17 protein-coding genes are annotated in these 16,558 nt (G+C 72.7%); 9 read left to right on the top strand and 8 right to left on the bottom strand.

Annotation, left to right across the window (positions count from 1 at the left end; translation table 11 throughout):
- Positions 1-413 precede the first annotated feature (413 nt).
- Positions 414-1,289, bottom strand: a complete 876-nt coding sequence (locus ABZW17_RS42555; protein WP_354827343.1) for a Ku protein — start codon at positions 1,287-1,289, stop codon at positions 414-416.
- 53 nt (positions 1,290-1,342) lie between these two features.
- Positions 1,343-1,705 carry a hypothetical protein gene (locus tag ABZW17_RS42560; protein ID WP_003103080.1) on the bottom strand — a complete coding sequence of 121 codons (363 nt, stop codon included), beginning with the start codon at positions 1,703-1,705 and terminating at the stop codon, positions 1,343-1,345.
- A gap of 120 nt (positions 1,706-1,825) precedes the next feature.
- On the opposite strand from ABZW17_RS42560, the gene ABZW17_RS42565 reads away from it, so the two are divergent.
- The 3 genes from ABZW17_RS42565 (at position 1,826) to ABZW17_RS42575 (ending at position 4,971) form a co-directional block, all read left to right on the top strand.
- Positions 1,826-2,422 (top strand): TetR/AcrR family transcriptional regulator, encoded by a 597-nt coding sequence (locus ABZW17_RS42565; protein ID WP_354827346.1) that lies wholly within the window; start codon positions 1,826-1,828, stop codon positions 2,420-2,422.
- Between the two features lie 14 nt (positions 2,423-2,436).
- The gene (locus ABZW17_RS42570) at positions 2,437-3,189 is read left to right on the top strand and encodes a glucose 1-dehydrogenase (protein WP_354827349.1); all 753 of its coding nucleotides are present in this window, start codon (positions 2,437-2,439) and stop codon (positions 3,187-3,189) included.
- Between the two features lie 477 nt (positions 3,190-3,666).
- Positions 3,667-4,971: a GGDEF domain-containing protein gene (locus tag ABZW17_RS42575; protein WP_354827351.1), complete on the top strand. Its 1,305-nt coding sequence runs from the start codon at positions 3,667-3,669 to the stop codon at positions 4,969-4,971.
- Here ABZW17_RS42575 and ABZW17_RS42580 read toward each other — a convergent pair.
- Genes ABZW17_RS42580 through ABZW17_RS42590 form a run of 3 tightly spaced genes read right to left on the bottom strand, consistent with a single transcriptional unit; the run spans position 4,968 to position 9,014 of the window.
- Complete coding sequence (locus ABZW17_RS42580; protein WP_354827354.1) at positions 4,968-7,280, bottom strand: [protein-PII] uridylyltransferase; 2,313 nt, start codon at positions 7,278-7,280, stop codon at positions 4,968-4,970. The two genes, ABZW17_RS42575 and ABZW17_RS42580, sit on opposite strands and share 4 nt — an antisense overlap.
- Before the next feature lie 10 nt (positions 7,281-7,290).
- Positions 7,291-7,629, bottom strand: coding sequence for a P-II family nitrogen regulator (locus tag ABZW17_RS42585; RefSeq protein WP_003103060.1), 339 nt, complete (start codon positions 7,627-7,629; stop codon positions 7,291-7,293).
- Complete coding sequence (locus tag ABZW17_RS42590) at positions 7,626-9,014, bottom strand: ammonium transporter (protein WP_354827357.1); 1,389 nt, start codon at positions 9,012-9,014, stop codon at positions 7,626-7,628. The genes ABZW17_RS42585 and ABZW17_RS42590 overlap by 4 nt, the downstream gene beginning before the upstream one ends.
- 174 nt (positions 9,015-9,188) lie before the next feature.
- On the opposite strand from ABZW17_RS42590, the gene ABZW17_RS42595 reads away from it, so the two are divergent.
- Positions 9,189-10,046, top strand: coding sequence for a putative RNA methyltransferase (locus ABZW17_RS42595; protein WP_354827360.1), 858 nt, complete (start codon positions 9,189-9,191; stop codon positions 10,044-10,046).
- Positions 10,043-10,669, top strand: a complete 627-nt coding sequence (locus tag ABZW17_RS42600) for a (2Fe-2S)-binding protein (protein WP_354827362.1) — start codon at positions 10,043-10,045, stop codon at positions 10,667-10,669. Before ABZW17_RS42595 ends, ABZW17_RS42600 begins: the two co-directional genes overlap by 4 nt.
- Here the strand turns inward: ABZW17_RS42600 and ABZW17_RS42605 are convergent.
- Both ABZW17_RS42605 and ABZW17_RS42610 read right to left on the bottom strand, forming a co-directional pair.
- The gene (locus ABZW17_RS42605) at positions 10,666-11,520 is read right to left on the bottom strand and encodes a sigma-70 family RNA polymerase sigma factor (RefSeq protein ID WP_354827365.1); all 855 of its coding nucleotides are present in this window, start codon (positions 11,518-11,520) and stop codon (positions 10,666-10,668) included. The genes ABZW17_RS42600 and ABZW17_RS42605 overlap by 4 nt on opposite strands.
- A gap of 82 nt (positions 11,521-11,602) precedes the next feature.
- Entirely contained in the window at positions 11,603-12,511 is a 909-nt protein-coding gene (locus ABZW17_RS42610) for a LysR family transcriptional regulator (protein WP_354827383.1), read from the bottom strand.
- A 71-nt stretch (positions 12,512-12,582) separates the two neighbouring features.
- On the opposite strand from ABZW17_RS42610, the gene ABZW17_RS42615 reads away from it, so the two are divergent.
- Positions 12,583-13,401: an SDR family NAD(P)-dependent oxidoreductase gene (locus tag ABZW17_RS42615; RefSeq protein ID WP_354827368.1), complete on the top strand. Its 819-nt coding sequence runs from the start codon at positions 12,583-12,585 to the stop codon at positions 13,399-13,401.
- 1 nt (position 13,402) lies between these two features.
- Here ABZW17_RS42615 and ABZW17_RS42620 read toward each other — a convergent pair whose 3' ends face one another.
- Positions 13,403-13,840, bottom strand: a complete 438-nt coding sequence (locus tag ABZW17_RS42620; protein WP_354827370.1) for a VOC family protein — start codon at positions 13,838-13,840, stop codon at positions 13,403-13,405.
- Between the two features lie 75 nt (positions 13,841-13,915).
- Between ABZW17_RS42620 and ABZW17_RS42625 the strand changes: the two genes are divergently transcribed.
- Genes ABZW17_RS42625 through ABZW17_RS42635 form a run of 3 tightly spaced genes read left to right on the top strand, consistent with a single transcriptional unit; the run spans position 13,916 to position 16,461 of the window.
- Positions 13,916-15,202 (top strand): O-acetylhomoserine aminocarboxypropyltransferase/cysteine synthase family protein, encoded by a 1,287-nt coding sequence (locus ABZW17_RS42625; protein WP_354827372.1) that lies wholly within the window; start codon positions 13,916-13,918, stop codon positions 15,200-15,202.
- Positions 15,199-15,675, top strand: coding sequence for a CoA-binding protein (locus ABZW17_RS42630; protein ID WP_354827375.1), 477 nt, complete (start codon positions 15,199-15,201; stop codon positions 15,673-15,675). The genes ABZW17_RS42625 and ABZW17_RS42630 overlap by 4 nt, the downstream gene beginning before the upstream one ends.
- Positions 15,676-15,711: 36 nt before the next feature.
- Positions 15,712-16,461: an MBL fold metallo-hydrolase gene (locus tag ABZW17_RS42635; protein WP_354827378.1), complete on the top strand. Its 750-nt coding sequence runs from the start codon at positions 15,712-15,714 to the stop codon at positions 16,459-16,461.
- Positions 16,462-16,558: the final 97 nt, after the last annotated feature.

The following is a 16,558-nucleotide window of genomic DNA, read 5'->3' on the forward strand; positions in this document are numbered from 1 at the left end:
GGTTGGCCGGGCTGGTCGCGCCCCTCCTGGGCTCGGGGCTGACCCGGCGGCAGCGGGCTCCCCGCCACCTGCCCGGGCTCGGAGCCGACCGGGCGGCAGCTGCCCCGACCGAGCACTACCCGGGGTGCGGACGCCTGAAAGCTGCCGTGGAGACCCCTCGATCCCTCCACGGCAGCCTTCGGACACCCCCTTGCCCACACCGCCTCCCCCGCGGTGCGAGGCGGGTTCCGGAACGGGCTGCTCCTCCTCCGGCCCGCCCCGGAACCCTGGTGCCCGGACGGCTCACCTCCCCAGGGGCCGTCCGGACTTCCTTCCTGGCCGGTGGTCCGGTACCCGCCGGCAGGACAAAGTCTGCCGCGCCGGGAGCGGCGAGTTGAGTGCGAGAACCCTCAATTACCCGTGGGTAGTAATACTCAGCCGGTCGTCTTCGTGCTTCTGCGCGTCGCGGCTCGCTTCGCCGTCGTACGCGCCTTCGCCGCCCTCGTCGCTGCCGCCTTGGCCTTCGCGACGGCCGCGTTGCGCGCGCCCTCCGCTTCGGCGGCGGTTTCCTGCAACGCTGCCAGCAGGCGCGTGACGCCCTCGGTCTGCTCCGCGGCCGTCGGCTGGACGACCTCGGCGCCGTCGATCTTCGCCTGGACCAACGCCTGGAACGCTTCGCGGTAACGGTCGGGGTAGCGGCCGGGGTCGAATTCACCCGTCAGCTCCTCGACCAGGTTCACCGCGCGCCGCAGCTCGCCGGGGCGGATGTCGACGTCCGCGTGCCGGAAGGGGAAGTCGGGCTCGCGCACCTCGTCCGGCCACCGCATCGTCTCGAGCACGATGACCTGGTCGCGCACGCGCAGCGCGCCGAGCGTCTCGCGGCGGCGCAGCGCCACCGTGACCAGCGCGATCCGGCCCGACTGCTGGAGGGCCTCGCTGAACAGCACGTACGGCTTCGTGCCCGCCGGCTCGGGTTCGAGGTAGTAGCTCTTCGCGAACCAGATCGGGTCGACGTCGGCGAGCGGGGCGAACCCGCGGATGGCGATCGTGCGGCCCGGCATCGGGAGCGACGCCAGCTCGTGGTCGGACAGCAGGACGACGTCGCCGCCGGGGACCGGGTAGCCGCGGACCATCTCTTCGGGCGGTACCTCGGCGCCGTCGACCTCGCAGACCCGCTTGACCCGCACGCGGCCGCCGTCGGCTTCGTGCACCTGGTGCAGCGGGAGCTCGCGCTCTTCGGTGGCGCTGTACGCCTTCACCGGAACGGCGTAACTGCCGAAGCCGATCGTGCCTGTCCACACCGCACGCATGCGCACCACCTCCGCAGCTCCCAGGCTAGACAGCCACCTGCGCGGATCGACAGCTACAAACGGGTGTCAGGCGAGACGGATTCGCTCACACATTCGAAGGACGGCGTGACCTCGTCGAGCGCCTCCGCGGAACAGCGGGAGGCGATGGCCGCCGCGCGGAGCACCTCGGTGACCACTTCGACGTCCAGCGGCGGGGCCGCGGCGAGCGCGGCCGATCCGCCTTCGACGCGGGCGGCGAGGCCGGCGAGTGCGTGGGAGATGGCCTCCTGGCCGGCCACCAGCTGAGCGACGACGTCGGTGAGTTCGCCCGTCGTGGCACCCGGTCCGCCGCAACGCAGGCCGGCGGCGAGTTCCTCGGCGCAGGTGCGCAGGTGGGTGGCGACAACCGTCGGCGGCAGCGTCAGCCGATCTTGCATCGATCACCTCTCGGGCCGGTCAGAGGAGTCATAGTGCCACCGCACGCGGCGTCACCGGATCCGACACACCGCCGCTCACATATTTGACCGAGCGTTCTCGATGGCAGTAGGGTTTCGATCATGTCCCGGGTCAAGGAGTTCGACGTCGGCGAAGCGTGCGAAGGCGCCCTCACGCTCTTCCGCAGTCAGGGGTACGAGGCGACGTCGGTCAGCGATCTCGTCGCACACCTCGGCGTCGCCAAGGCCAGCCTGTACGCCACCTTCGGCACAAAGCACGACCTCTACGTCACGGCGTTGAAGCGCTACGCCGAACAGGCCGACGCGCGAGTGGTGGCGCAGTTGTCCGAGCCGGGTTCCGGCGTGGCCGCGGTGCGCCGGCTCTTCGACGGCTACGTCGCGGAAATCCTCAGCGACGAGGCGAGGATGGGCTGCTTCGTGGTCAACGCGGCGATCGAGCTGCTCCCCCACGACCCCGACGTCGCCCGGCTCGTGGAACGCAGCTGGGACACCCTCGAGGTCGCCCTCACCATGGCCTTGGAACGCGCGCGAGCCGAGGGTGAACTCCCCGACGGAAGCGACCCGGCGACGCTGGCGCGGTTCCTGCTCACCGTGCTGCAGGGGTTGCGCGTCCTGGGCAAGGGCACCGACGCGGCGAGCCGGGTGCACGCCGCCGTCTCGCAGGCCATGCGCCTGCTTATTCAAGAACGTTCAGACTAGATAAGGAGTACACGATGGGGGCACGTTTCGCGGGCAGGGTCGTCCTCGTGACGGGCGGCGGCTCCGGGATCGGACGGGCGACGGCGCGGGCGTTCGCGGCCGAAGGCGCGGCAGTGGTCGTCGCGGGGCGGGACGAGCGGCGGCTCGCGGCGGCGGTGGCGGAAATCGGCGGCGACGCGAGCGCGGTGACCGTCGACGTGACCGACTCCGGGGACGTCTCGCGGATGGTCGAGACGGTCGTCGCGCGGCACGGCCGGCTCGACGTCGCGTTCAACAACGCGGGCATCCTCGGGTCGCCGGCGCCGGTCGCGGACCTCGGTGAGGACGACTTCGGCGCGGTGCTGGCCACGAACGTCACCGGGACGTGGCTGTGCCTGAAGCACGAGGTCGCGCACATGCGGGCGCACGGCGGCGGCGCGATCGTCAACATGGCGTCGAACATCGGCGCGCACGGCAGGCTGCCGAACATGGCGGCCTACGCGGCGTCGAAGGCCGCGGTGAGCGCGCTGACCAGGACGGCGGCGCGCGACCACATCGGCGACGGGGTCCGCATCAACGCGGTCAGCCCGGGCGCGACCGACACGGACATGTCCCGGCGCCCCGGCGAGACGGACGGGGACCGCGCCGCGCGGCTGAAGGACGCGATCCCGCTGGGCCGGGTGGGCGCCACGGCCGAAGTGGCCGCCGCGGTGCTGTGGCTGGCTTCGGACGAGGCGGCGTTCACCGTGGGGCACGACCTGGTGGTCGACGGCGGCGCGACCGCCTGAGCGGCCCACCCGGACGCGGCGACCGTTCACGACTCACGGTTGCGCATGGCGGCTCTCCTTCCGGACGCAAGGGACGGGGATGCGGCGGTTCAGGACTCGCGGTTGCGCACGGCGCTCTCCTCCCGGTCGCAGGGGCGACGGACGCAGGGCTCAAGACTCGCGGTTGCGCACAGCGCTCTCCTCCCGGACGCGGTGACAGGGACTGCAGCGGTTCAGGACTCGCGGTTGCGCACGGTGGCTCTCCTTTCCGGGCGTGCGGACAAGGGCTGCAGCTCAGGACTCGCGATTGCGCACGACAGCACTCCTCTCGGACGCGGTGACACGGGGCTCGCGACGGCTCAGGACTCGCGGTTGCGCATGGCGGCGGCCTCCCTTCACTGCTCCGAACGTGTGGCAATCGTCGATCGCGGCCGCCCGGTGTGGTGGGGTGGATGCGGATCGTCGGATCACCCCCAGGGGAGTTGCACCGCCTTGAGTATGGACGGCGCCCGTCCGGCCGAACGCCACCCGGCCCGGATCCGAGGGGCGCTGAACCCTGCTCTCTGGACGCTTTGGCGGCAGCGGCGGTCGCTGATCTTCTACTGCTTCCTCGTCGAGTCGGTCGCGCTCGTCGCCACCGTCTGGACCGCCGTCGCGGTGCCCGTGCGGGGCTGGGACGTTGCCGTCTTCGGCGTGCTCGCCGGGCTCGGGGTGCTGCAGGCGGAGCTGGGCCGGCAGGTCGAGCGCGTCCGGCGGCTGGTTTCGGACACCCCGCACATCAACCTGACGTCGGTCTGGACGTTCGCCGGCGTGCTGCTCCTGCCGCCGGCGCTCGGGGCCGCGCTCGTCGTCGTCCTGTACGTGCACCTCGGGACCCGCAGCCTGGCGCGGATCAAGCGCGTCCCGCCGTTCCGGATCGCCCTCAACGCGACGCTGGTCATCGTGACCTGCTACTCCGCCGACTTCGTGCTCGCGCGGTTAGGGATCGGGGACATGTCGGCCGCGCTGACGGCGGGCTGGCGCGGCGTCACCGCGATCGCCCTCGCTGCGGTGACGTACTTCCTGGTCGCGGCGATCACGATCATCCCGGCGCTGACCATCACGACCCGCTCGATCAAGGCGTTCTTCGGCGGCCTCGGCGACAACCTCCTCGAGGTCGCGACGCTCTGCCTGGGCATGCTGACGGCGTTGACGCTGGCGACGCTGCCCGCGCTCGCCGTGGCGATCGTGCCGCCGCTGCTGGTGCTGCACCGGGCGGTGCTGATCAAGCAGCTGGAGATCGCCGCGACGACCGACGAGAAGACGGGCCTGTTCAACACGACCGGCTGGCACCTGCTCGCCTCACGCGAGCTGGCCAGGGCGCAGCGCAGCACGCGAAGCACGTTCGGCGTCCTGATGATCGACCTGGACCACTTCAAGCTGATCAACGACCAGCACGGCCACCTGGCGGGCGACACGGTCCTGCGCGCGGTCGCGGCCACGATCAAGAGCGCGGTCCGCGACTACGACTCGGTCGGCCGTTTCGGCGGCGAAGAGTTCGTGGTCCTGCTCCCGGACATCGGCCCGGCGGCGGTCCTGGCGGTGGCCGAGCGCATCCGCTCGGCGATCGAGGCGCTGAAGGTCGAGTACGAGGACGGCGTCGACGTCCGGATGATCGCGAACCTGTCGGCCTCGATCGGCGTAGCCACGTACCCGGACGGCGGAACGGCCGTCGACCGCTTGCTGCAGGCCGCGGACAAGGCCCTGTACCGAGCCAAGGACGCGGGCCGCAACCAGGTGGTCGACGGCACCGCAACCGCCTAGGAAGCCGCCGCCAGGACGGCCTGCTCCACCTCGCGACGCCAGCCTGGCTCGATCCTGCCGCTCCTTGGCGTCACCGCGAACGAGTCCACCACCGCGCCTCCCAATGTCGACGCCTTTGCCCAGCGGACCTCCGCGTCGCAGCGGCGCAATGCTCCCGCCACCCGGAACAACAGCCCGATGCGGTCCGCCGCGCGCAGCTCCAGTACCACCGTGTCCGGGCCCGATGTCTCGTCGTCAAACCAGAGCACCTTCGGGGCCACCGAAGCCGATGGTGTCCCGTAGTCCCGCTCCTTCGCCGCCAGGCGCTGGGTCAATGGCAATGTTCCCGCCACTGCTCGGGCGAACTGCTCGCGCAGCAATGTCGCGTCCGGGAGGGATCCGAACTTCGGGGATGCCGTGAACAGCCCCGCCCGGCCGCCGTCGTGGGCGCGCAGGACCGCTGAATGGACCTCCAGGGAATTCAACGCCAGCACGCCCGCCGCCGGGGCCAGGAGCTCCGCTCGGGGTGGGACCGCCAGCAGGACCGTCACCACCTTGCCGTGCGCGCTGATGCGGATCTCGCCGTTGCCCGATGCCGCTGCCGAGGCGACGAGCTCGCGTTGTTCGTCGTCCATCGGTGAGGGGGCCGTGAAACCCTTGCCGCGCAACACTTCCTCGCAGCCCGAGACCAGCTCCGCCAGGAGGCGGGCCTTCCAGTCCGTCCAGACGCCCGGTCCGGTGGCCAGGGAATCAGCCTGGGTCAGCGCGTGCAGCAGCTCCACCAGGACGACGTCGCTGTCCAGGGTCTTCACCACGCGGGCCACCGTGGCCGGCTCGCTGATGTCGCGCCGGGTTGCCGTGTGGGCCAGCAGGAGGTGGTGGCGGACCACGGCCGACACCGTGCCGACGTCGGCCGCCGAAAGGCCGAGGCGGGTCGCCACCTGCGCCGAAATCTTCGCGCCCAGCTCCGAATGGTCCGCGTCGCGGCCCTTGCCGATGTCGTGCAGCAGGGCGCCGATCAGCAGCAGGTCCGGGCGCGACACCGTGGTCGTCAGCTTGGCCGCCTCGACGCAGGTGCGGACCAGGTGGCGGTCGACCGTCCACTGGTGCACCGGCGAACGCGGCGGCAGGTCGCGGACCGCGCCCCACTCCGGGAACAGCCGGGACCACAGGCCGGTCCGGTCGAGCGATTCGACCGCGTCGACCAGGCCCTCGCCCGCACCCAGCAGCTCCACCAGCGCGTTCAGCGCCTCGGCCGGCCACGGCGCGCGCAGCTCCGGTGCCGACTCGGCCAGGGCCTTGAGCGTGCCGAGCGCGATCGGCTTGCCCGTGCGCGCCGACGCCGCGGCGACCCGCAGCAGCAGCGCCGGGTCCTTCGCCGGGACGGCGTCGCGGGCCAGGGCGACCTCGTTCCCGTGCAGCACCACGTTTTCCGCGAGCGGCGTCCGCGAGGGGCGCCGCCCGAAGCGCGTCCGCGGTGGCTCCACAGTGGACCGCAGGGCGACGTCCACCGCGTACGCGATCGTGCGGCCCGCGCCGGAAAGCTTGCGGGCCAACGTGAAGCGGTCGCCGAAACCCAGTTCGGCGGCGACCAGCTCGGCCTCCGGTGCGGACAGGACGTCCCGCTCACGCCGGATTTCGCGCCGCAGCTCGGTGCGGACGTCGAGCAGGAGCCCCTTGGCTTCCAGGAGTTCCTCGCCCGGCCGGGCGGTGAGCTGCGCCGCGGCGAGGGCCTCCAGGACGGCGAAGTCCCGCAGGCCGCCCCGGCCGTGCTTGAGGTCCGGTTCGGCGGACTGCGCGATTTCGCCGCTGCGGGCCCAGCGCTGCCGGACCGACGCCGTCATGTCCGGGATCTGCTTGCGCGCGGTGCGGCGCCACTGCTCGCGCGCCGCCGAAACCAGCCGGCCGCTCAGCTCGGCGTCCCCGGCGAGGTGCCGGGCGTCGAGCAGGCCCATGGCCACGCGCAGGTCCTCCGAAGCGACCTTCAGCGCTTCGCCGGGCGTACGGACCGAGTGGTCCAGCCCGACTTTCGCGTCCCACAAGGGGTACCAGAGCGCGTCCGCGATCTCGCCGACGCCGCTGTTGCCGTTGTGCACCAGCAGCAGGTCGAGATCGGAGAACGGCACCAGCTCCCGCCGGCCGAGCCCGCCCACGGCGACCAGCGCGACACCCGGTTCCGCGGTGTCGACGCCGGCCGCCGAGGCTCCCCTGCTCAGCCAGAACTCGTAGAGGTCGACCAGGGCCGCCCGCAGTGCGGACGCCCCCAGCCTCCCGTGCCTGCCCTCGAGCAACCGCTCGGTGGCCTTGACCAGTTCGCCCCCGTCGGCCATCCCGGACGCCCTAGAGCGCGTCCGTGCCGCGCTCGCCGGTCCGTACCCGGATCACCGTCTCCACCGGGGTCACCCACACCTTGCCGTCACCGATCTTGCCGGTGTGCGCGGCCGTGGTGATGGCGTCGAGCACCTTCTCCACGTTGGTGTCGTCGGTGACGACCTCGATCTTCAGCTTGGCCACGAAGTCCACCGAGTACTCGGCGCCGCGGTAGACCTCGGTGTGGCCCTTCTGCCGGCCGTAACCCTGGACCTCGCTGACCGTCATGCCCAGCACGCCCAGCTGCTCCAGCGCGGAGCGGACGTCGTCGAGCGTGAACGGCTTGACAATCGCCGTGATGAGCTTCATGCCTTGCTCTCCTCGAGTTTCGCGGTGGCGGCGGGCTTGACCGGGACGGCCGACGACTGGCCGAGGCCGGAGCCCGTCAACCCGGTGAAGTCGTACGCGCTTTCCGCGTGCTGCGCTTCGTCGATGCCCATGACCTCGTCCTCGGTGCTGACGCGGAAGCCGCCCGCCTTCTTGATCGCGAAGCCGATGATGAAGGACAGCACGAACGAGTACGCGAGCACCGCACCGGCGGCCGCCGCCTGACGCCCCAGCTGGGTGAACCCGCCGCCGTAGAACAGGCCGTCCGCGCCGAGCGAGTTGACGCTGGTGGTGCCGAAGAAGCCGATCAGCAGCGTGCCGACGATGCCGCCGACCAGGTGGACGCCCACGACGTCGAGCGAGTCGTCGAAGCCGAACTTGAACTTGAGCGAGATGGCCAGCGCGCAGACGGCACCGGCGATCAGGCCGATCGCGATGGCCCCGATCGGGCTGACGAAACCACACGCCGGGGTGATGGCGACCAGGCCGGCGACCGCGCCGGAGGCCGCGCCGAGGGTGGTCGGCTTGCCGAACTTGAGCTGCTCGACCAGCAGCCAGCCCAGGACCGCGGCGGCGGTGGCGACGGTGGTGTTGGTGAACGCGACGGCGGCGAGGTCGTTGGCAGCCAGCGCCGAACCGGCGTTGAAGCCGTACCAGCCGAACCACAGCAGGGACGCGCCGAGCAGCACGAACGGCACGTTGTGCGGACGGCCGGTGTCCTTCGGCCAGCCCTTGCGCTTGCCGAGCACGATCGCCAGCGCCAGGCCCGCGGCACCGGCGTTGATGTGGACCGCGGTGCCACCGGCGAAGTCGAGTGCCTTGAGGTTGTTGGCGATCCAGCCGCCGACGGCGTTCTCGCCGATGAAGCCGTTGAAGGAGAACACCCAGTGCGCGACCGGGAAGTACACGACCGTCACCCAGATGACGACGAACAGCGTCCAGCCCCAGAACTTCGCGCGGTCGGCGATGGCGCCGGAGATCAGCGCGGGCGTGATGATCGCGAACATCAGCTGGAACATCACGAAGGCGAGGACGGGCAGCCCGTCCGAGCCGGGCCAGGCGACCGCCGGCGAGGTGTCGGTCGCGGCGACCGCGAACCCGGCGAGCTTGCCGAAGGTGTTCTCGAGGCCGGCGAAGTGGAAGTTACCGAGGAAGCCTCCGAACGCGTCGTCGCCGAAGGACATCGAGAAGCCGTACAGGGCCCACAGCACCCCCACCACGGCCAGCGCGATGAAGTTCATCATCAGCATGTTCAGGACGCTCTTCGCGCGGACCATGCCGCCATAGAAGAACGCCAGTCCTGGGGTCATGAGCATGACCAGCGCGGCGCTGGCCAGTACCCACGCGGTGTCTCCTGCGTTCAGCACAATCGTCCTCCCGTGCCCTGGGTTCGTGCGTTGGCAGTTTTGGCGCGCGGTGTTTCACCGGGCGGCGCGCGAGGTTTCACCCGCGTGAACTGTCCGCGCCGGGTTGTTACGGCCAGGTTTCCCGGACCCCCGCCTCGGGTGTCCGGTTGCGAAACGTCGTGGTCGAATATCCCCATGACACCGGCCGACCACGGGAATGACCCACTGCCACCCCCGGTCGTCGCGGCACTGCGGTGTTCGGTGTGCGGTGACCCGATCGGCGCAGCGGGACGCACGCTGCGTTGCGGGAACCGCCACTCTTTCGATCTAGCTCGCCAGGGTTACGTGAACCTGTTGCACGCGCGAATCCCGGCCGGGACGGCGGACACCGCGCCCATGGTCGCGGCCCGCGCGGACTTCCTCGCGTCGGGCGCCTACGAGCCCCTGGCCGACGAGCTGGCCCGCGTCTGCGCGGCCGCCGACGGCCTCGTCGTCGACGCGGGCGCGGGCACCGGGTACTACCTCGCGCGTGTGCTGGAGGCATCGGAGGCGTACGGCCTCGCGCTGGACGTCTCGGCGGTCGCGCTGCGGCGGGCGGCGCGCGCCCACCCGCGGCTGGGCGCGGCGGTGTGGAACCTCTGGGAGCCGTGGCCGGTGGGCGACGGCGTGGCGTCGGTCGTGCTGAACGTCTTCGCGCCGCGCAACGGGCCGGAGTTCCACCGCGTGCTGCGGCCCGGTGGCCTGCTGGTCGTCGCCGCGCCGGCCCCGGACCACCTGCGCGAGCTGGGCGACCTGGTCCTGGCCGTCGACGAGCGCAAGGACGAGCGCCTCGACGCCACCCTCGGCGAGTACTTCACGCGCACGGACCGCACGCAGGTCCGGCGCGAGGTGGAGCTGACGCCGCGGCAGGTGCGCCAGGCCGTCGAGATGGGTCCCGCCGGGTTCCACCTGGACCGCGACGGCCGCCGGGAGCGCCTGGACGCGCTGAGCGAGCCGCAAGTGGTGACGGTCTCGTTCACGGTGTCGGCCTACCGGCGGAGAATGGACGGGTGAAGCCCGACTGGACCGCGTCCGCGACCCGGCTCGCGGACGCCGGGTGGGTGCGGGCCCGCATCGGCGGCGCGGCCAAGCTGTACGGCTGTGCGCGGCCCGAGGTGCTCGGGACGATCTGGTGGTACTCGCTGTCGTCGGTCCTCGTGGCCCCGGCGGTGGAAGGCCTGGTGGCCGGGACGCTGGTAGACCCGTCGCTGGACGCCCTGGAGCTCGACCTCGTCGCCGACGGGCGGTTCCTCGGCGCCCGGTCCACCCGCCCGCTCGACGGGGGCCTCCGCGAGCTGGGCGCCGCGTTCACCAAGGCTCTCGGGACCGCGATCACGATCATCGCGGCCGTCAGCGGGGCCCGGGAGCGGGCGCTCGGGGCGATCGCGACCGATTCGATCGGCAACCGGCTGCTGTGGACGCCCGATCCCGAACGGGCGATGACGCTCGCCGGGCCCTTGGTCGAGGCCATCGACCTGGGCCTGCCGAAGCCGCGCTTCGTGCGCGTCGGACGCGCCCCCGCCGTACGGCGTGCTTCGTGCTGCCTGATCTACGAAGCCGGCAACCCGAAGTGCGTGAGCTGTCCGCGTCAGACGCCCTCAGAGCGCGAAGCACGCCTGCGCGCCGCCTTGGGCTAAAGGACCGCCAGCTCCAGCGCGGCGAGCCGCTCGGGGTCGGCGATGACCTCGATGCCGGTGATCCGGTCGCCGCCGACCCGGAACGCCAGGACCACCGCCAGCCGCCCCTCGCGCACCATGAGCAGGCCGGGCGCGCCGTCGACCAGGGCGAGTTCGCTCGCGCGGGCCCGCTCGGACGCCAGGATCGCGCCGCGGCGGACGCTCTCGACACCGCGCAGCTCGATCGGCGCCGGGCTCGGGCCGACGAACCGGTCGGCGTGCAGCACCACGTCCGGGTCGAGCAGGGCCAGCAGCGCTTCGAAGTCGCCGCCGCGCGACGCCGCCAGGAAGGCTTCGACGACCTTCCGGCGCCGGGGCAGGTCGGCGTCCGCCGCCTCGCCGCCCTTGACCCGGCGGCGGGCGCGGCTGGCCAGCTGCCGGGTGGCGGCCGGGGTCTTGCCGATCACCGGCGCGATCTCGTCGAACGGCACCGCGAACATGTCGTGCAGCACGAAGGCGACCCGCTCGGCCGGGCCGAGCGCGTCGAGGACCACCAGCAGCGCCAGCCCGACCGTGTCGGAGAGCTCGGCCTCCTGGCCCGGGTCGCGGCGGTCGTCGTCGGGCTCGGGCTGCCCGTCCAGCGGCTCTTCGCGGTGGTTGCGGCGCGTGCGCAGCAGGGACAGGCAGATCCGGGCGACCACGGTCGTCAGCCAGGCGGGGACGTTGTCGATCTCGCCGTCGCCGGTGCGGTGCAGCCGCAGCCACGCCTCCTGGACGGCGTCGTCGGCTTCGGCCGCCGAACCCAGCATCCGGTAGGCGACCGCGCGCAGCCGCGGCCGCTCCTGCTCGAACCGCTCGGTCAGCGCGTCCACTGTGTCCTGTTCCTTCCGCCGGGGGTCGTAGCAGTAGACCCCGCGGCGGGCGCCGATGTGACCGGAATGCGCGTGATCCGCGTCATCCGGCCGCGGTGCGGCGCAGGACGTCGGCCAGCAGCGCCGCGGGTTCGGTCAGCGGTCCGGGCAGCCGCGCGAGCACCACCCGCCGCCGTTCCGACGGGCCGCCGTGCACCGCCACCACCCGCACCCCGGGCGGGACGGCGTCGGCCAGCGAAGCCGGCAACGTCGTCAGCCCGCAGCCGGCGGCGACGAGGTTCAGCTTGGCCAGCCAGTCGCGGGCCGTGTGGGCGATCTCGGGCCGTTCGTCCAGCCCCGGCCACACGCCCATCAGCGTGTCCTCCCCCGCCGACGGCCCGGCGATCCAGCGCTGCCCGCGCAGGTCCGCGACGTCGACCGGGCCGGCGCCGGCCAGCGGGTGGCCCGCGGGCACCGCGAGGCAGAGGCTGCGCTCGGCGAGCGTCTCCAGGTGCAGCGCCGGCGTTTCGGCGTCCGGTGGCCGGAACGGCGGGACGGAGCCGAGGACGGCGAGGTCGATCGTGCCCGCGCGCAGGGCCCGGACGAGGACCGGCGTCGTGCCCTCCCGGGTGACGACGCCGACGCCCGGGTGCGTGCGCCGCAGTTCGGCGACCGCGCGGGGCACCAGCACCGCGCCCGCGCTGGGGAACCAGCCGAGGCGGACCGTCCCGGCGTCGGCGGGCAGCCCGGCCAGCTCGCGCCCGGCGGCGTCGATCTCGCCGAGCACGGCGATGGCGCGCCGCAGCACGATGGTGCCGGCGGCGGTGAGGCGGACGCCGTCGGGCCGTCTCTCCAGCACGGGTGTCCGGGCCACCCGTTCGAGGGACGCGATCTGCCGCGACACCGCGGACTGCGTGTAGCCGAGCGCGGCGGCGGCCGCGGTGAGGGTGCCGCGTTCGGCGACCTCGCGGAACACGCGCAGGGCGACCAGGGAGACGTCACCGAAGTCCATGACGTTCACGCATACCAGGAATGCCGGATTCTCGCTTTTCGCATGGCTTGGGTGCTCCTAGCGTGGCCGGTATGACACGCACCGCCGTGGTGACCGGGGCCAACCAGGGCCTCGGGTTCGCCCTCGTCCGCGGGCTCGCCGCCCGCCTCGCTCCCGAAGACCTCGTCCTGCTCACCGGCCGCGACGCCGGGCGCGTGGCTTCCGCTGCGGCCGCCGTCGCCGCCGATCCGGCAACGCGCAGCCGCGTCGAAGGCCGCGTCCTCGACGTCTCCGACGCGGCCGCCGTCGCCCGCTTCGCCGAGCCGGCCGACATCGTGATTTCGAACGCCATCGGCCCGCTGGACCCCGATCGCCCGCAGGCGGAGCAGGCCGACGTGTTCCTCGACGTCGCGAACGGCGGCACCCACGCGGTGCTGCGGTCGTTCGGGCCGGTGCTGCGGCCGGGCGGCCGGCTGCTGGTCGTGGCGAGTTCGCTGGGCACCCTGGGCCACCTGCCCGAGCCGCTGCGGCCGCGCTTCGACGGCGTCTCGCTGGACGACGTCGAGAAGGCGGTCGAGGACTGGCGGGCGGCGATCCACGACGGCACCGCCGCCGCACAGGGCTGGCCGGAGTGGATCAACGTGCCGTCGAAGGTGGCGCAGGTCGCCGCGGTGCGCGCGGTGGCGGCCGAGCGCCGGGACGCCGACCTCGCGAACGGCACCCTGGTGGCGGCGGTCTGCCCGGGCCTGGTGGACACGCGGGCGTCCCGGCCGTGGTTCAGCGACTTCAGCCAGGCCCAGACGCCGGACGAAGCGGCGCGGAAGGTCCTCGACGTGGTGTTCGCCGACGCCGACCCGGCGACCTACGGCGAGCTGATCCGGTTCGGGCGGGTGCTGCCGTGGCGGAGTTGATTCACAGCACGCAGAACTCGTTGCCCTCGGGATCGGCCATCACGAAGTGGTCGGGCCGGCCGTCCAGCTCGTCCTGCCGCAGCACCGTCGCGCCCGCGGCGGTGAGCCGGGCGACCGCTTCGACGACCCGCTCCCAGCGCGTGTCCCAGGGCACCTCGCGGCCGCCGCCGGCCTGGACGTCCAGGTGGAGACGGTTCTTCGCGACCTTGCCCTCGGGCACCTTGAGGAAGCTCAGGCCCGGCAGGACGCCTTCCGGATCGGTCAGGTACGCGCCGTCGTCCCATTCCGCCTCGGGGACGCGGTGCTGGGTGAACCACGCTTCCCAGCTCGCGAACCCCGACGGGGGCGGGCGTTCGATGTAGCCGAGGGCCACCGCCCAGAACCGGGCCAGCACGCGAGGCTCCGCGCAGTCGATCGTCACGCTCCAGCGCACTGTCACGGGGTGGAGCGTAACCGCGCCCACGGCCCGGGAGGGCGTGTCATCCGGGGGATGCTGCGGTTACCGTGGGCTGCGATGAGTGAACGCAGCTGGGGCTTCCGCACCCGCGCCCTGCACGCGGGCGGCACCCCCGATCCGGCCACCGGCGCGCGGGCCGTGCCGATCTACCAGACCACGAGCTTCGTCTTCGAGGATGCGGCCGACGCGGCGAACCTGTTCGCGCTGCAGAAGTACGGCAACATCTACAGCCGCATCGGGAACCCGACCGTGGCCGCCTTCGAAGAGCGGATCGCCAGCCTCGAAGGCGCCATCGGCGGGGTCGCGACCGCCAGCGGGCAGGCCGCGGAGTTCCTGACCTTCAGCGCGCTCACCGAGGCCGGCGACCACATCGTGTCCGCGAGCGGCCTCTACGGCGGCACCGTCACGCAGCTCACCGGCACGCTGCGGCGCTTCGGCGTCGAGACGACCTTCGTCAGCGGGGGCATCGACGACTACGCCGCCGCGATCACCGACCGGACGCGGCTGCTCTACACCGAGGTCATCGGCAACCCCGGCGGCGGCATCGCCGACCTCGCCGCGCTGGCGGACCTCGCGCACGCCCACGACATCCCGCTGGTCGTCGACGCGACGCTGGCGACGCCGTACCTGTGCCGCCCGATCGAGCACGGCGCCGACATCGTGCTGCACTCGGCGACGAAGTTCCTCGGCGGCCACGGGACGACGCTCGGCGGCATCGTCGTCGAGTCCGGGAAGTTCGACTGGGGCACCGGCAAGTTCCCGCGGATGACCGAGACCGTCGACAGCTACGGCGGCCTGCGGTACTGGGAGAACTTCGGCGAGTACGCGTTCTGCACCCGGCTGCGCGCCGAGCAGTTGCGGGACATCGGCGCGGTCCTGTCGCCGCACTCGGCGTTCCTGCTGCTGCAGGGCGTCGAGACGCTCCCGCAGCGGATGGACGCGCACGTCGCGAACGCCCGCGCGGTCGCCGAGTACCTGGCCGCGGACCCGCGGGTGGCTTGGGTGTCCTACGCCGGGCTGCCGTCGCACCCGCACCACGAGCTGGCCCGGCGGTACCTGCCGGCCGGGCCGGGTGCGGTGTTCTCCTTCGGCATCGACGGCGGCCGCGCGGCGGGCGAGAAGTTCGTCGAATCGGTGGAGCTGCTGTCGCACCTGGCGAACGTCGGGGACGCGCGGACGCTCGTCATCCACCCGGCGTCGACCACGCACGCGCAGCTGTCGGAGGCGCAGCTCGCGGCCGCGGGGGTCGGGCCGGACCTGATCCGGCTTTCGGTCGGGCTGGAGGACGTCGAAGACATCCTCTGGGACCTCGACCAGGCGCTGGGCAAGGCGGTGGCCGGGTGACGCACGACGTGAGCGCCGTCGAGCGGCGCGCGATCCTGAACCGGACGAAGTCGGTGACGCTGGTCGGCGCGTCGGCCAACCCGGCGCGGCCGAGCTACTTCGTGGCGACGTACCTGCTCTCGTCGACGCGGTACGAGGTCAACTTCGTCAACCCGCGATTGGACACGTTGTTCGGGAAGCCGGTGTACGCGTCGCTGAAGGACGTCCCGGGCTCGCCCGACCTGGTCAGCGTGTTCCGCAGGCACGACGACCTGCCGCAGGTCGCCGAGGAGGTCATCGACGCCGGCGCGCGGACGTTGTGGCTGCAACTCGGGTTGTGGCACGAGCCGGTGGCCGACCGGGCGCGGGACGCCGGGCTGGACGTCGTGATGAACCGGTGCGTCAAGATCGAGCACGCGCGGTTTGCCGGCGGGCTGCACCTGGCGGGGTTCAACACGGGCGTGATCAGCTCGCGGCGGCCGTCGGCGCCCTGAGGGAACGGATCCGCCTGCCCCGCTGTTGGCCCCGGTATGACTGTGGGCATCACGTTCTCCGGCGGCCCGACCGCCCTCCTGGAGCTGGGCGGCGTCCGGCTGCTCACCGACCCGACGTTCGACCCGCCCGGCGACCACCCGATCGGCGAGCGCGTGCTGGTCAAGACCGAGGAGTCGGTGCTGACCGAAGAGGCGGCCGGGGTGGTGGACGCGGTGCTGCTGTCCCACGACCAGCACCCGGACAACCTGGACGACCGCGGCCGCGCGTACCTCGCGACGGTGCCGCTGACGCTCGTCACGCCCAGCGGCGCGGCACGCCTCGGCGGGACGGCCCGGGGTCTGGAGCCGTGGGAGCCGGCGCAGGTGGGCGCGCTGACCGTCACGGCGGTTCCGGCGCTGCACGGGCCCACCGGAGCGGCTCGGCTCACCGGGGACGTGACGGGGTTCGTGCTGACCGGCGACGGGGTGCCGACGGTGTACGTGAGCGGGGACAACGCGTCGGTCGACCTGGTGCGCGAGATCGCGGCGCGGTTCCGGGTGGACATCGCGGTGCTGTTCGCGGGCGCGGCCCGGACGGCGCTGTTCGACGGCGCACCCCTGACGCTGACCAGCGCGGACGCCGTCGAGGCGGCGCAGGTGCTGGGGGCGGCGAAGGTGGTCCCGCTGCACTTCCGGGGCTGGGGGCACTTCAGCGAGGGCCCGGACACGCTGCGGGAGGCATTCGATGCGGCGGGCCTGGGCGACCGCCTCGTCCTGCTGGAGCCCGGGCAGCACGCGGAGGTCTGACCCGGGCCGTGAGTGGTCTGCCGCGGCTGGTCGTGAGTGGTAAGGCGCGTTCTAAAACGCCGAAACACAAAAAAGCCGCGGGCGGCGCGGGGGGGGC

This window comes from Amycolatopsis sp. NPDC004625 (genome assembly GCF_040609695.1).
Taxonomy (GTDB): Bacteria; Actinomycetota; Actinomycetes; order Mycobacteriales; family Pseudonocardiaceae; genus Amycolatopsis.